Below are 14,516 nucleotides of genomic sequence, written 5' to 3' on the forward strand. Positions count from 1 at the left end.
AGTTCCAATAGTTAAAATCTTTCTGTATAGTTCTTTTAATAGTTAACAGCAAAAGGAAATAAAATGTCGATACAAGAAATTTATGAATGCCAAGAAACCGGCTACGAATATGCTTTTCGGCAAATCGTTTTATAAACCATTGACCATTTCACAAAGGAAATCATCATGACCGTCTCTAAATGTCCCGTAACCCACCTGACCATGAACAACGGCGCCCCCGTTGCCGACAATCAAAACAGCCTGACCGCTGGTCCGCGCGGCCCGTTGCTGGCGCAGGATTTGTGGCTGAATGAAAAACTCGCCGACTTCGTGCGCGAAGTCATCCCCGAACGCCGTATGCACGCCAAAGGTTCGGGTGCGTTCGGTACGTTCACCGTAACGCACGACATCACGAAATACACCCGCGCCAAAATCTTCAGCGAAGTTGGCAAGAAAACCGAGATGTTCGCCCGTTTCACCACCGTGGCAGGCGAGCGCGGCGCAGCCGATGCGGAACGCGACATCCGCGGCTTTGCGTTGAAGTTCTATACCGAAGAAGGCAACTGGGATATGGTCGGCAACAACACGCCCGTATTCTTCCTGCGCGACCCGCGTAAGTTCCCTGACCTGAACAAAGCCGTCAAACGCGACCCGCGCACCAATATGCGTTCTGCCACGAACAACTGGGACTTCTGGACGCTGCTGCCCGAGGCACTGCACCAAGTTACCATCGTCATGAGCGACCGCGGTATTCCAGCCAGCTACCGTCATATGCACGGCTTCGGTTCGCATACTTACAGCTTCTGGAACGAAGCAGGCGAGCGTTTTTGGGTGAAATTCCATTTCCGCACCCAGCAAGGAATTAAAAACCTGACCAATGAAGAAGCCGCCAAAATCATCGCCGACGACCGCGAAAGCCATCAACGCGACCTGTACGAAGCCATCGAACGCGGCGAGTTTCCGAAATGGACGATGTACATCCAAATCATGCCTGAAGCCGATGCGGAAAAAGTACCGTATCATCCGTTTGACTTGACCAAAGTTTGGCCGAAAAAAGACTATCCGCTGATTGAAGTGGGCGAATTCGAGTTGAACCGCAATCCCGAAAACTTCTTCGCCGATGTGGAACAATCCGCCTTCGCACCGAGCAACCTTGTGCCCGGTATCGGCGCCAGCCCCGACAAAATGCTGCAAGCCCGTTTGTTCAATTACGCCGACGCGCAACGCTACCGCTTAGGCGTGAACTTCCGCCAAATCCCCGTCAACCGCCCGCGTTGCCCTGTTCACAGCAACCAGCGCGATGGGCAAGGTCGCGCCGACGGCAACTACGGCAGCCTGCCGCACTACGAACCCAACAGCTTCGGCCAATGGCAGCAACAGCCCGACTTCGCCGAACCTCCTTTGAAAATCAGCGGCGATGCGGCGCACTGGGATTACCGCCAAGACGATGACGACTACTTCAGCCAACCGCGCGCTTTGTTCAAGCTGATGAACAATGAGCAACAACAAGCTTTGTTTAACAACACCGCCGCAGCCATGGGTGATGCACCAGACTTCATCAAATACCGCCATATCCGCAACTGCTACCGTTGCGATCCGGCATACGGCGAAGGCGTGGCCAAAGCCCTTGGACTGACTGTCGAAGATGCCCAAGCGGCACGAGCCAACGATCCGGCTTTAGGTCAATCTGGTTTGCTGTAAGGAAGCATTATGTGGATAGAAATTGAAGAAATCTTGTCTCAAGCTGTCCGATACAGCCGTTCAAACAAAAAGTAACAGTTTAGATCATTAATCAGGCCGTCTGAAACATAAAATAAAGTTTCAGATGGCCTTTTTTATAATGAAGTTTATTTGATTGCTTCTGATTCAATGGAACTGGCTACCCTTATTTCTCTGTAAATCATGGCGTACCCCTTACCATCTCACGCTTCTACTGGCAAATAAAAAACCGCACGGCTGCTTGCCATGCGGTTTGCTTTTTGTCTGAAGGTTTCAGACGGCCTTACATCATGCCGCCCATTCCACCCATGCCGCCCATGTCAGGCATAGCTGGTTTTTCTTCAGGGATTTCGGCAATCATGCAGTCGGTCGTCAGCATCAGGCCGGCGATAGACGCAGCGTGTTGCAGCGCGGAACGGGTTACTTTGGCAGGGTCGAGTACGCCCATTTCGATCATGTCGCCGTATTCGCCGGAGCCTGCGTTGTAACCGTAGTTGCCTTTGCCTTCCAGCACTTTGTTCACCACTACGCTAGGCTCGCCGCCTGCGTTGGCAACGATTTGGCGCAGCGGAGACTCAACGGCACGCAAGACGATTTGTACGCCTGCATCTTGGTCGGCATTGCCGGTGTGCAGGTTTTCCAAAGCGGCACGGGCGCGCAACAGGGCTACGCCGCCGCCGGCAACCACGCCTTCTTCAACGGCTGCGCGGGTAGCGTGCAGCGCGTCTTCCACGCGGTCTTTTTTCTCTTTCATTTCGACTTCGGTAGCAGCACCGACTTTGATTACTGCCACGCCGCCTGCCAGTTTGGCAACGCGCTCTTGCAGTTTTTCTTTGTCGTAATCGCTGGTTGCGGTTTCGATTTGTTGGCGGATTTCAGCAACACGCGCTTCGATTTGGGCAGCATCGCCGAAGCCGTCGATGATGGTGGTGTTTTCTTTACCGATTTCGATTCGTTTGGCTTGACCCAAGTCTTCCAGAGTGGCTTTTTCCAAAGACAGGCCGACTTCTTCGGCAATTACGGTGCCACCGGTCAGGATGGCGATGTCTTGCAACATGGCTTTGCGGCGGTCGCCGAAGCCCGGAGCTTTAACGGCAACGGTTTTCAGGATGCCGCGGATGTTGTTCACGACCAAAGTCGCCAAGGCTTCGCCTTCTACGTCTTCAGCGATAATCAAAAGCGGACGGCTGGCTTTTGCCACTTGTTCCAAAACAGGCAGCAGGTCGCGGATGTTGCTGATTTTTTTGTCGAACAGCAATACAAACGGGTTGTCCAGCGCAGCGATTTGTTTTTCCGCGTCGTTGATGAAGTAAGGGGACAGGTAGCCGCGGTCGAACTGCATACCCTCGACGACATCCAATTCGTTTTCCAAAGATTTGCCGTCTTCAACGGTAATCACGCCTTCTTTGCCGACTTTTTCCATCGCTTCGGCAATAATCGCGCCGACTTGTTCGTCGGAGTTGGCGGAAATCGAACCGACTTGGGCAATTTCTTTGGACGTATCGCAAGGTTTGGCGATGTTTTTCAGTTCTTCAACCAAAGCGGCAACAGCTTTGTCGATACCGCGTTTCAGGTCAGTCGGGTTCATGCCGGCGGTCACGTATTTCATGCCTTCAGCTACGATGGCTTGCGCCAGTACGGTGGCGGTAGTCGTACCGTCGCCCGCTACGTCGTTGGTTTTGGACGCCACTTCTTTCACCATTTGCGCGCCCATGTTTTCGAATTTGTCTTTCAGTTCGATTTCTTTAGCGACGGTAACGCCGTCTTTAGTGATGTGCGGGCCGCCGAATGCGCGGTCAACGACTACGTTGCGGCCTTTAGGGCCCAAAGTTACGCGGACGGCGTTTGCCAATACATTGACGCCGTTTACCATTTTTTGGCGAACTTCATTGCCGAATTGTACGTCTTTTGCTGCCATTTAAATTCTCCAAATCAATATTAAAAATCTGTTCGAGGCCGTCTGAAAACTTCATATTTGATTCAGACGGCCTTTGGTTCTGAAACTTAATTCAACAATTATTCAACGATACCGAAGATGTCTTCTTCACGCATTACCAACAGCTCTTCGCCGTCGGCTTTTACAGTTTGACCGCTGTATTTGCCGAAGATCACTTTGTCGCCGACTTTGACATCCAGCGGACGGCGCTCGCCGTCTTTACCGATTTTGCCCGCACCCACGGCGATCACTTCGCCCATGTCGGGTTTTTCAGCGGCTGCGCCCGGCAAGACGATGCCGGAGGCGGTTTTTTCTTCAGCTTCTAAGCGTTTGACGACTACGCGGTCGTGTAAAGGGCGGATGGTCATGTCTTAATGCTCCGATAAATAAATAGATTGAAAACAATTGTCTGTCGGACATGACAGACACGGTTTGCTTGGAAATAGCGGCACACTTATGGAAAGCCTGCCGTAATGGCGGGTAGATTTGGGTTGTTTGCGACAAATTCAAGGGAAAAAGTAAAAAATTCTATGCAGTCTTTCCAAATATTTTCATACGCAAAAATGCCCGATCACTTATTTTTCAGACGGCCCGACATACAAACTGCAAAATTCGTTTAAAAACAACACAATTCCTTTACAAATGCAGCACAACTCTTTACAACTATTCCTTTTTAATGCATTATTGTAAATGATGATTATTCTTAATTGCATATTTTAAAGATAATTCCTCTTTGATTTGCTTTTATTTTTTTATTACTGTCATTTTATTAAGGACAATTCAATGAATACGCCCCTGTTCCGACTGAGCCTGCTGTCACTGACACTGGCAGCCGGTTTTGCACACGCAGAAAATGAAGCCAAAGACAATGTTGTGCTTGATACCGTTACCGTTAAAGGTGACCGCCAAGGCAGCAAAATCAAAACCAATATCGTCACCCTTCGTCAAAAAGACGAAAGCACATCAACCGATTTGCGCGAATTGTTAAAAGAAGAACCTGCCATCGATTTCGGCGGCGGTAACGGCACATCCCAACACATGACCTTGCGCGGCATGGGTCAGAACTCTGTCGACATCAAGGTGGACAACGCCTATTCCGACAGCCAAATACTGTATCACCAAGGCCGTTTCATCATCGACCCTGCGCTGGTCAAAATCGTCTCCGTACAGAAAGGCGCAGGTTCGGCATCTGCCGGTATCGGCGCGACCAACGGCGCGATTATTACCAAAACCGTCGATGCCGAAGACTTGCTGAAAGGTTTGGACAAAAACTGGGGGGTGCGCCTCAACAGCGGCTATGACAGCAATGGCGGCGTAAGCTACGGCGCAAGCGTGTTCGGAAAAGCCGGCAACTTCGACGGCTTATTCTCCTATAGCCGCAACGATGAAAAAGATTACGAACCCGGCAAAGGCTATACAAACAGCAACAGCGGTAAAACCGTACCATTCAGCGCGCTGGACAAGCGCAGCTATCTGGCCAAAATCGGCGCAAACTTCGGCGACAACCGCTTAGTATTAAGCCACATGAATGATCAGCACCGAGGCATCCGCACCATCCGTGAAGAATTTACCCTCACCAATGACCCGCGCCTGACCTTGGCAAACCAAGCCCCATCCTACCGAGAAACCACTCAATCCAACACTAACTTAGAGTACACGGGTAAAAACTTGGGTTTTGTCGAAAAACTGAATGCCAACGCCTATGTATTGGAAAACGAACGCTATTCCGCCGATGACAGCGGCAGCAATTACGCAGGCAAAGTCCCAGGCCCGACCACAACTAAAATCACCACCAAAGGTGCAAATATCAACTTCGACAGCCGCCTTGCCGAAAAAACCCTGTTGAAATACGGTGTCAACTACCGCCATCAGGAAATCAAACCCCATGCCTTCCTGAATTCGCAATACACCAACACCGATGCCGCCCTGCAAAGTCTGGTACGCGGATACAGCCTGACCAACCCGACCAAAACCGATTACGGTGTGTATGTCGAAGCCATCCAAGATATCGGCGATGTTACCCTGACCGGAGGTCTGCGTTACGACCATTTCGAGGTCAAAACCCATGACGGCAAATCGGTTTCAGACGGCAAAGTCAACCCGAGTCTGGGCGTAATTTACCAACCTATCGAAAACTTGAGCTTCAGCGCAAGTCACAACTACGCCAGCCGCAGCCCGCGCCTGTACGACGCACTGCTGACCCACGGCCGCCGAGGCATCGTTTCCATTGCAGACGGCACAGTAGCCGAACGCGCGCGCAATACCGAAATCGGCTTCAACTACAACGACGGTACGTTTGCCGCAAACGGCAGCTACTTCTGGCAAAAAATCAGCGACGCCATCGCCAATCCGCAAGACCGCCACGGCGCGGCATTTAAAGAAACTGCCAATGCAGGCTACATCAAAAACCACGGCTACGAACTGGGCGCATCTTACCGCACAGGCGGCCTGCTGGCTAAAGTCGGCGTCAGCCACAGCAAACCGCGCATCTACGACACCCATCCTAAAAACCTGTTAAGCGCAAACCCCGAATTTGCCGTACAAACCGGTCGCACTTGGACAACATCCCTCTCCTACCGCTTCCAAAATCCGAATTTGGAAATCGGCTGGCGCGGACGCTACCTGCAAAAAGCCTCCGGTTCGGTATTGGTTCGCGACAAGGGTGAAGTCAAACGTAAAGGCTACGGCGTGAACGATGTATTCGCCAACTGGAAACCTCTGGGCAAAGACACGCTCAATGTCAACTTTGCCGTCAACAACGTGTTTAACAAGTTCTACTATCCGCACAGCCAACGCGGTGAAACCTTGCCGGGTATCGGCCGCGATGTCCGCTTGGGTGTGAACTACCGCTTCTAAGCAATCAGCTTGAAAAAGCCGTCTGAAAACAAAAGTTTTCAGACGGCATCTAGCTTTATAATTCGATACAAGTTATCATTTCGATTTACTTTATTTCCGACCACGGAGAGACTCTATGTTACGTTTGACCGCTTTAGCCGTATGCTGCGCCCTCGCTTTGGGTGCGTGTTCACCGAAAGATTCTGCTTCCAATCAGGCGCAAACTGCTTCCGCGTCTGCCGCCCAAGCCGAAGGCGCAAGCCTGACGGTGAAAACCGCGCGCGGCGAGGCAAAAGTGCCGCAAAATCCGGAGCGTATCGCCGTTTACGATTTGGGCATGCTCGACACTTTAAACAAACTGGGCGTAAAAACCGGCTTGTCCGTCGATAAAAACCGGTTGCCTTATTTAGACGAATATTTCAAAACCACAAAACCTGCCGGCACGCTGTTTGAGCCTGACTACGAAGCCTTAAACGCTTACAAACCGCAGCTCATCATCATCGGCAGCCGTGCAGCCAAGGCGTTTGACAAGTTGAACGAGATTGCGCCGACCATCGAGATGACCGCCGAAACCGCCAATCTGAAAGAAAGCTCAAAAGAGCGCATCGACGCACTGGGGCAAATCTTCGGCAAACAGGCCGAAGCGGACAAGCTGAAAGCGGAAATCGATGCTTCGTTTGAAGCGGCGAAAACCGCTGCTCAAGGCAAAGGCAAGGGTTTGGTGGTATTGGTCAACGGCGGTAAGATGTCGGCTTTCGGCCCTTCTTCCCGTTTGGGCGGTTGGCTGCACAAAGACATCGGCATTCCCGCTGTCGATGAATCAATTAAAGAAGGCAGCCACGGCCAGCCTATCAGCTTTGAATACCTGAAAGAGAAAAATCCTGATTGGCTGTTTGTTTTGGACCGCGGCGCGGCCATCGGTGAAGAAGGTCAGGCTGCGAAAGATGTTTTGAACAATCCTTTGGTTGCCGAAACAACTGCATGGAAAAAAGGCCAAGTCGTGTACCTCGTGCCGGAAACCTATCTGGCGGCCGGCGGCGCACAAGAATTGCTGAACGCTTCCAAACAGGTCAGCGATGCGTTTAATGCGGCCAAGTAATTCGGCACGGGCATAGCCGCCCGCTTCTTTCAGACGGCCTGGAGGGTTTGATGATTCACAGGGTCAAGCTGCTTGATCTGGAGTCATTGGATTTAGGCCGTCTGAAAATACATGGTGCAAATGGACAATTTTTGCCTGTTTGCATCTGTTTTTATGATGGGCAAACCTGCCTTTTTCGCAAAATACCTTAACCCTTCTTTCAGACGGCCTTATTTTTTCCGAACCATTTTATGTTTCACAAACCTTCATTTTTAAATGCGGTCAACGGTGTGGCGCTGCTGATCTTGTTTGCCGTCAGCCTGTCGGTCGGCGTGGCCGAATTCAAATGGTCCGCCCTGTTTTCGCTATCCGACAGCCAGCAAGTCATGTTCATCAGCCGCCTGCCGCGCACGTTTGCGATTGTGCTGACGGGCGCGTCGATGGCGGTGGCCGGCATGATTATGCAGATTTTGATGCGCAACCGTTTTGTCGAACCGTCGATGGTGGGCGCAAGCCAAAGCGCGGCTTTGGGTTTGCTGCTGATGACCCTGCTGCTACCGGCCGCGCCACTGCTGGCAAAAATGTCGGTTGCCGCCGTTGCCGCGCTGATCGGGATGTTGGTCTTTATGTTGCTGATCCGCCGCCTGCCGCCGACGGCGCAACTGATGGTGCCTTTGGTCGGGATTATTTTCGGCGGGGTGATTGAGGCGGTGGCCACCTTTATCGCGTATGAAAACGAAATGCTGCAAATGCTCGGCGTGTGGCAACAGGGCGATTTTTCCGGCGTGTTGCTCGGGCGGTATGAATTGTTGTGGGCAACGGGGATTTTGGCTTTGTTTGCCTATTTGATTGCCGACCAGCTGACGATTTTGGGTTTGGGCGAAACAGTAAGCGTAAATTTGGGGCTGAACCGGACGGCGATTCTGTGGTCGGGGCTGATTATTGTGGCGCTGATTACGTCTTTAGTGGTCGTGACGGTCGGTAATATTCCGTTTATCGGCCTAGTCGTGCCGAACATCATCAGCCGCCTGATGGGCGACAAACTACGCCAAAGCCTGCCTGCGGTGGCCTTGCTGGGCGCGTCTTTGGTGTTGCTGTGCGATATTGTCGGACGCGTAATTGTGTTTCCGTTTGAAATTCCGGTCTCTACGGTTTTTGGCGTAATGGGGACGGCTTTGTTTTTATGGCTTTTATTAAGGAAACCTGCTCATGCCGTCTGAAAAAAATATCGGTTTTATGGCAGGAAGCAGCCGCCCGTTGTGGGTCGCCTTTGCGCTGTTGCTGGTTTCCTGCGTTCTGTTTATGACGCTCAACGTCAAAGGCGATTGGGACTTTGTCTTGCATCTGCGTCTGACCAAGCTTGCCGCACTGCTGATGGTCGCCTATGCGGTCGGCGTATCCACGCAACTCTTCCAAACGCTGACCAACAATCCGATTCTGACCCCTTCGATTTTGGGTTTCGATTCGCTGTATGTGTTTTTGCAAACCTTGCTGGTGTTTACGCTCGGCGGCGTGGGCTATGCTTCCCTGCCGTTGACGGGCAAATTCGGCTTTGAACTGGTCGTCATGATGGGCGGCTCGCTGCTGCTGTTCTACACGCTCATCAAACAGGGCGGACGCGATTTGTCGCGCATGATTTTAATCGGCGTGATTTTCGGGATTTTGTTCCGCAGCCTTTCGTCGCTGCTTTCGCGCATGATTGATCCCGAAGAATTTACCGCTGCGCAGGCGAATATGTTTGCCACTTTCAATACCGTCCACTCGGAATTGTTGGGTATCGGCGCAGTCGTGTTGCTCATCAGCGCCGCCGTGATCTGGCGCGAACGCCACCGCCTCGATGTTTACCTGCTCGGCCGCAATCAGGCCATTAATTTGGGCATCAACTACACGCGCAATACCTTATGGCTGCTGTTGTGGATCGCTGCGCTGGTTGCAACTGCGACCGCCGTTGTCGGCCCGGTAAGCTTTTTCGGCCTGCTGGTTGCCGCGCTGGCCAACTATTTTTCCCCGTCGGTCAAACATTCCGTCCGCCTGCCCATGACTTTTTGTGTCGGCGGCATCCTGTTGGTCGGCGGGCAAACCATCTTCGAACACTTCCTCGGCATGCAGGCCGTATTGAGCGTGGTCGTCGAATTTGCAGGCGGATTGGTATTTTTATATTTGGTGTTGAAAAAGAAATAAATTAAACGTGCCCAAACGCTCGCAAAAATAAATTCAGGCCGTCTGAAACCTTCAGACGGCCTAAGCAAACCCATAAAGGACAACCCTCATGACACAAGAACGCCTTCCTTCATTCTTCGATGACGCCCCGACCATTACCGTCCAAGACGCATTGGCCGACTTCCTCGGTGCAGCCGAAAACGGCATCCTCACTTACCGCTACGCCGATGCCGTGCGCCTGTGCGGCCACTCCTGCCCGACCGTCGCCGGAGCCTACCTGATGGTAATCAAAGGCCTGAAAGCCCTTTACGGCGCAGAGCTGCCACAACGCGGCGATATCGAAGCCTTTATGCAGGGCGAGCGTGACGAAGGCACGACCGGTGTTACCGCTTCCGTTGTCCAACTCCTTACCGGCGCGGCACCCGAAACCGGCTTTGGCGGCGTAGGCCCAGCCGGACGCTTTGCCCGCCGCCATCTCTTGTCCTTTGGTGCAGGCGAAATCAACGGCACACTCGCGCTCCGCCGCCGCGATACCGGCAAAACCGTTGCCGTCAGCCTCAACGCCGCGCTCCAACCCTTTGCGCCGCAAATGCGCGACATCATGCCCAAAGCCGTCAGCGGCAGCGCAAGTGCATACGAACTCAAACAATTCGGCGAACTTTGGCAAGAACGCGTCCGCGCCTTCCTGATCGACCAAGCCGACAATCCCGAATTTGTCACTGTCAGCGAAATCTAACCACACCATACAGGAATAAAATTCAGACGGCCTCATGCTGAAAGGCCGTCTGAAACCCCAATTTCCCATTTTCGGACCCGCCTATGATTACCATCCGCAACGTCAGCCACACCATCGGCAGCAACCCCATCCTCAACGACGTCAGCCTCGACATCCCCGAAGGCGGCATTACCGCGCTGATCGGACCGAACGGCGCAGGCAAGTCCACACTCCTCTCCTTTATGGCGCGCCTGCAGCCCTTGGTACACGGCGACATCAGCTACGCAGGCAAAGACATCAAAACCACCCCCACCGCCGAACTCGCCCGCACACTTTCCATCCTTACCCAAGAAAACAGCATCATGAGCCGCATTACCGTGCGCGACCTGCTCATGTTCGGCCGCTATCCCTACCACCAAGGCAGGCCGTCTGAAACTGATAAAACCATCGTCGAAGAAGCGCTCGCCGAGTTCCACCTGCAAGACTTCGCCGACCGCTACCTGACCGAGCTTTCCGGCGGCCAACGCCAACGCGCCATGATTGCCATGGTGTTCTGCCAGCGCACCGACTACGTTTTGCTGGACGAACCGCTGAACAACCTCGACATGTATCATGCCCGCTCCCTCATGCAAATCCTGCGCCGGCTGACCGACGAACACAAACGCACCACCGTCGTCGTCCTGCACGACATCAACCAGGCCGCCGCCTACGCCGATTACGTCGTCGCCATGAAAAACGGCCAAGTCGCCATGCAGGGCAAGCCCAACGATATTTTCACCGCCGAAAACATCAAAACCCTATTCGATATGGACGTCAACGTCCTCGATTACGAAGGCAAAAAACTGGTTATCCACCATATCTAAATCCGACAAAAAGGCCGCCTGAAACCCGATTTCCCAGGTTTCAGACGGCCTTTGCCTATTCAAAGCGTTTATTTTTTATCGTACAAACCGCGCACCACGCGACCGATCGCCGCAATGCCTTTTTCCAGTGTTCCCGCGTCCTGCGCAATGCTCATACGGATGCACTCGTGCGCGTGCGGATAGTCTTGCGTATCAATGCCGACAAAGAAATGCTCGCCCGGAATAATCAGCGTGCCTTCGGCTTTGAGTATTTCGTACAGAGTTTGCGACGAAACAGGCAGGTTTTCAAACCAAAGCCACAAGAAAATCGCACCTTCAGGCTTGTGGATTTTCAACGGATACGCGCCCAATTCACGCTTGAGCAGGGAAACCGCTGTTTGCGCCTGCTGACGGTAAAACGGCTGAATCACTTCATCGGCCAGTTGTTTCAGACGGCCGTCGTTCAACAGCGGAGCCACAATCGCCGCGCCGAAACGGGTTGGCGACAGGTTCACAATCGCATTCAAACTGCTGACGGCTTTGACCACCTCCGGCGCGGCAACAATAATGCCGGTACGCACGCCGGGCAGGCCGATTTTAGAAAGGCTGAAGCAGAGGATGATGTTTTCATGCCAGTTGAGCGTCACATCGCTGTAAATAATATTCGGGAACGGCATTCCGTAAGCGTTGTCGATAATCAGCGGAATCCCGTGTTCTTGCGCCAAAGCGTCCAGCCGCGCCATTTCGCCGTCGGTCAGCACGTTGCCGGTCGGATTGGTCGGACGCGAACAGCAAATCGCACCGATTTTACCCTCTTTCAATTCGGGCAGGCTCTCCAGCGCATCAAAGTTCACGCGGTATTTGAAGAAGCCTGCTTCGCCTTCGTGTTCGACGTTTTCGATTTTCGGCTTAACCGAAATAAAATGCTGCCCTTCGACATGCACGTCGGCATAACCGATATATTCAGGCGCAAGCGGCAACAAAATGGCTTTTTCAGCCGTTTGGCCGTCTGAAAGATTGAATTTACCGCCAAACAGGTTGAACAAATAGAAAAACGCGTTTTGCGAACCATTGGTCAGCGCGATATTGTCCGTCGTCAAATTCCAGCCGTATTCACGGTTAAGAAACTCCGTCAAAGCCGCAATCAGCGCCGCATCGCCCTGCGGATTGGAATAATTGCCGATATTCTCAACAGCGTGTTCCGCCGCCAGCTTGGAAAACACATCGGCGAACACGGCATTGACTTCAGCAATCTTCGCCGGATTGCCGCCGCCAAGCATATTGACGGGCTTGTCGCTTTTGAGCGCGTCGCCCAAATCGTCCATCAACTGCAAAATACCGCTGTGTTGTGTGAATTTTTCGCCGAATGCTGAAAACTGCATGAAAACTCCGTTGCTGAGTGTGTAAAAACAATAAACTGCTATTATAAGAACAAAGGCCGTCTGAAAACCAGTGATCCTGATTTTTCAGACGGCCTATTTGACGGAATAGTGGCTTGATACAACCTTATTGGTCTACAGGTATTATTTCTTCCTGCCAAAAATCAGTGCTACAGAATTTGACATTTCTTTCGTCACTTCCGCACATACCATCTCTGTAACCATCTTGCGTTGATCGAAAAGTGATTTATCAAATTTTTCCTCAAGATTTTGGACAATCTGATGGGGACTTTGCCTAAACTGTACCATTACCTCGGCGGTTTCAAGCAAAAATTTAAGTGCTTGCTTAAGTACATCATTATTCATGTGTGCCTAGAGTAAGATTTATAATGGTAGTCAACACCTAAAGAGCCAATATGCCTATAACCTACTTCAATTTTTTCATTTGCTATATTTATCTTCTTTATTCAACATAATCAAGGGTTGCATCGATTTTTTCTAAATGAGCAGTTCCATTAAATTGCAAAGCAATAAAAATACTCGGTGAGGGAACAAGAGGTAACCCCTGTTTAAAATACCCTGCATATATAAAATTGCCTTCTTCCTTATAATCTTGATGCATCTTATTTAATGAATTGATAACTTGCTCTCGAGAAGAGCCAATAGGCAAATATTTAGATACGATATGACTAACGTCAAAAGGCTCCCATCTAGGTATATCCGTTCTCTTTATTGATAAAATTTCATTCAACATAGGGCTTTGGGTTATCATATCATTTTTTCCTTTTAAAACTGACGATTGAATTTTGGAGTATTTATCATGGTTGTTGGCTTCACAACCAGCAGAAAATAGAGAAAGTAGTGCAAGAGAGATGGGGAGTATTTTTTTCATATTAAGCACCTCCTAAAAATGGGAAAGGATTTAACCAAACGAACGGCTGCCTAAGCTGCGTTCTTCTTGACCTTGCGAAGTATTTTGAACAACTTCTTGAAACTGATTTTGTTTCAAGGTTTCTCGAGATTTAATTCACCTTCTCCGTATCTTCTACAATTTGATATTCAATCTTCAAAGAATCCATCCCTTTTTTAGGGAAAATAACGATATGATAAATGCGTTTGGCCTGACCACTTCCTGAGCTAATACCGGCAACCTTAGTTTTAATATATCCTGAATACTCGCAAATCTCTTTTTCTACTTCACAAGTCATACCCATTTGGGAAACGGTCTTTCTAATATTATCAGCACTTTTATCACCACTTAACTGAGCATAAATCATTTTGCTCAATGCTTCTTTTTCAGGTTCATTTGGAAATGTTTTAGTAATATATTCTTTAATTTTCCCATGGGGCAAATTATCATAATTAACAGTCATTTTGGGAAAGCCTAAATCACAAGCTGCCAAAAGAAGGGACAAACTCAAAAGAATAGCTAGTTTTTTCATTTTAAAACTCCTTAACTTTTTAGCAATCTAAACCATTATAATAACTATTTCTTTATAATTAATAAGTTTACATTAAATTATTCACATTCTAGCAGTATTTCGCAAACTATAGATAAAATAAAACGACAAACGGCCATATTTTAAGACAATGTACAAAACTTTCCAAAAACCACTCTCTCTTCTATCATGCTTCCATAAATTTCATAAAATAGATGATTTTAAGCCTACTAATTTTTTTCAAGCATCCTTAAATACAAAAAAGAGCGTATGTAATACACTCCTAAAATTCTTCATTTTTAACAATAAAAACTGTGATCTAAAGGCACATTCTACAATTATCCTCACAATAGACAAAGGCCGTCTGAAAACCAGTTATCCTGGTTTTTTCAGACGGCCTTTAGTTTCTCAGCTATCGATGCTGAATAACCCGA

At 50.2% G+C, this 14,516-nt stretch carries 13 protein-coding genes; 7 read left to right on the plus strand and 6 right to left on the minus strand.

Features of this window, described 5'->3' with window-relative positions:
* Positions 1-165: 165 nt before the first annotated feature.
* Complete coding sequence (katA, locus tag HMPREF3052_RS08685; protein WP_049350803.1) at positions 166-1,680, plus strand: catalase KatA; 1,515 nt, start codon at positions 166-168, stop codon at positions 1,678-1,680.
* Positions 1,681-1,981: 301 nt separating this feature from the next.
* Here katA and groL read toward each other — a convergent pair whose 3' ends face one another.
* Both groL and groES read right to left on the minus strand, forming a co-directional pair.
* Positions 1,982-3,616 (minus strand): chaperonin GroEL, encoded by a 1,635-nt coding sequence (gene groL / locus HMPREF3052_RS08690; protein ID WP_070749522.1) that lies wholly within the window; start codon positions 3,614-3,616, stop codon positions 1,982-1,984.
* A 98-nt stretch (positions 3,617-3,714) separates the two neighbouring features.
* Entirely contained in the window at positions 3,715-4,002 is a 288-nt protein-coding gene (gene groES / locus HMPREF3052_RS08695) for a co-chaperone GroES (RefSeq protein WP_003684150.1), read from the minus strand.
* 415 nt (positions 4,003-4,417) lie between these two features.
* Between groES and HMPREF3052_RS08700 the strand changes: the two genes are divergently transcribed.
* The 6 genes from HMPREF3052_RS08700 to HMPREF3052_RS08725 all read left to right on the plus strand — a co-directional run bounded on the left by HMPREF3052_RS08700 (position 4,418) and on the right by HMPREF3052_RS08725 (position 11,285).
* Positions 4,418-6,490, plus strand: coding sequence for a TonB-dependent siderophore receptor (locus HMPREF3052_RS08700; protein WP_070749523.1), 2,073 nt, complete (start codon positions 4,418-4,420; stop codon positions 6,488-6,490).
* Between the two features lie 115 nt (positions 6,491-6,605).
* Positions 6,606-7,568, plus strand: a complete 963-nt coding sequence (locus HMPREF3052_RS08705; protein WP_070749524.1) for a siderophore ABC transporter substrate-binding protein — start codon at positions 6,606-6,608, stop codon at positions 7,566-7,568.
* Between the two features lie 230 nt (positions 7,569-7,798).
* Positions 7,799-8,767 (plus strand): ABC transporter permease, encoded by a 969-nt coding sequence (locus HMPREF3052_RS08710; protein ID WP_036472618.1) that lies wholly within the window; start codon positions 7,799-7,801, stop codon positions 8,765-8,767.
* Complete coding sequence (locus HMPREF3052_RS08715) at positions 8,757-9,728, plus strand: iron chelate uptake ABC transporter family permease subunit (RefSeq protein WP_070749525.1); 972 nt, start codon at positions 8,757-8,759, stop codon at positions 9,726-9,728. Before HMPREF3052_RS08710 ends, HMPREF3052_RS08715 begins: the two co-directional genes overlap by 11 nt.
* An 88-nt stretch (positions 9,729-9,816) precedes the next feature.
* Positions 9,817-10,443 carry a hypothetical protein gene (locus tag HMPREF3052_RS08720; RefSeq protein WP_070749526.1) on the plus strand — a complete coding sequence of 209 codons (627 nt, stop codon included), beginning with the start codon at positions 9,817-9,819 and terminating at the stop codon, positions 10,441-10,443.
* Between the two features lie 83 nt (positions 10,444-10,526).
* Positions 10,527-11,285: an iron ABC transporter ATP-binding protein gene (locus HMPREF3052_RS08725; protein ID WP_049328943.1), complete on the plus strand. Its 759-nt coding sequence runs from the start codon at positions 10,527-10,529 to the stop codon at positions 11,283-11,285.
* Positions 11,286-11,353: 68 nt separating this feature from the next.
* On the opposite strand, the gene HMPREF3052_RS08730 is transcribed toward HMPREF3052_RS08725, so the two are convergent.
* The 4 genes from HMPREF3052_RS08730 to HMPREF3052_RS08745 all read right to left on the minus strand — a co-directional run bounded on the left by HMPREF3052_RS08730 (position 11,354) and on the right by HMPREF3052_RS08745 (position 14,085).
* On the minus strand, positions 11,354-12,646 hold the full coding sequence (locus HMPREF3052_RS08730) for a valine--pyruvate transaminase (protein WP_070749527.1): 1,293 nt from the start codon (positions 12,644-12,646) through the stop codon (positions 11,354-11,356).
* A 141-nt stretch (positions 12,647-12,787) separates the two neighbouring features.
* Entirely contained in the window at positions 12,788-13,009 is a 222-nt protein-coding gene (locus HMPREF3052_RS08735; protein ID WP_210398862.1) for a hypothetical protein, read from the minus strand.
* Positions 13,010-13,106: 97 nt separating this feature from the next.
* A complete protein-coding gene (locus HMPREF3052_RS08740) occupies positions 13,107-13,535 on the minus strand; it encodes a hypothetical protein (RefSeq protein ID WP_070633247.1) in 429 nt (142 codons plus the stop codon).
* Positions 13,536-13,665: 130 nt separating this feature from the next.
* Positions 13,666-14,085 carry a hypothetical protein gene (locus HMPREF3052_RS08745; RefSeq protein WP_070633250.1) on the minus strand — a complete coding sequence of 140 codons (420 nt, stop codon included), beginning with the start codon at positions 14,083-14,085 and terminating at the stop codon, positions 13,666-13,668.
* Positions 14,086-14,516: the final 431 nt, after the last annotated feature.

This window comes from Neisseria sp. HMSC056A03, from assembly GCF_001815685.1.
In the GTDB taxonomy this organism is placed as follows: domain Bacteria; phylum Pseudomonadota; class Gammaproteobacteria; order Burkholderiales; family Neisseriaceae; genus Neisseria; species Neisseria subflava.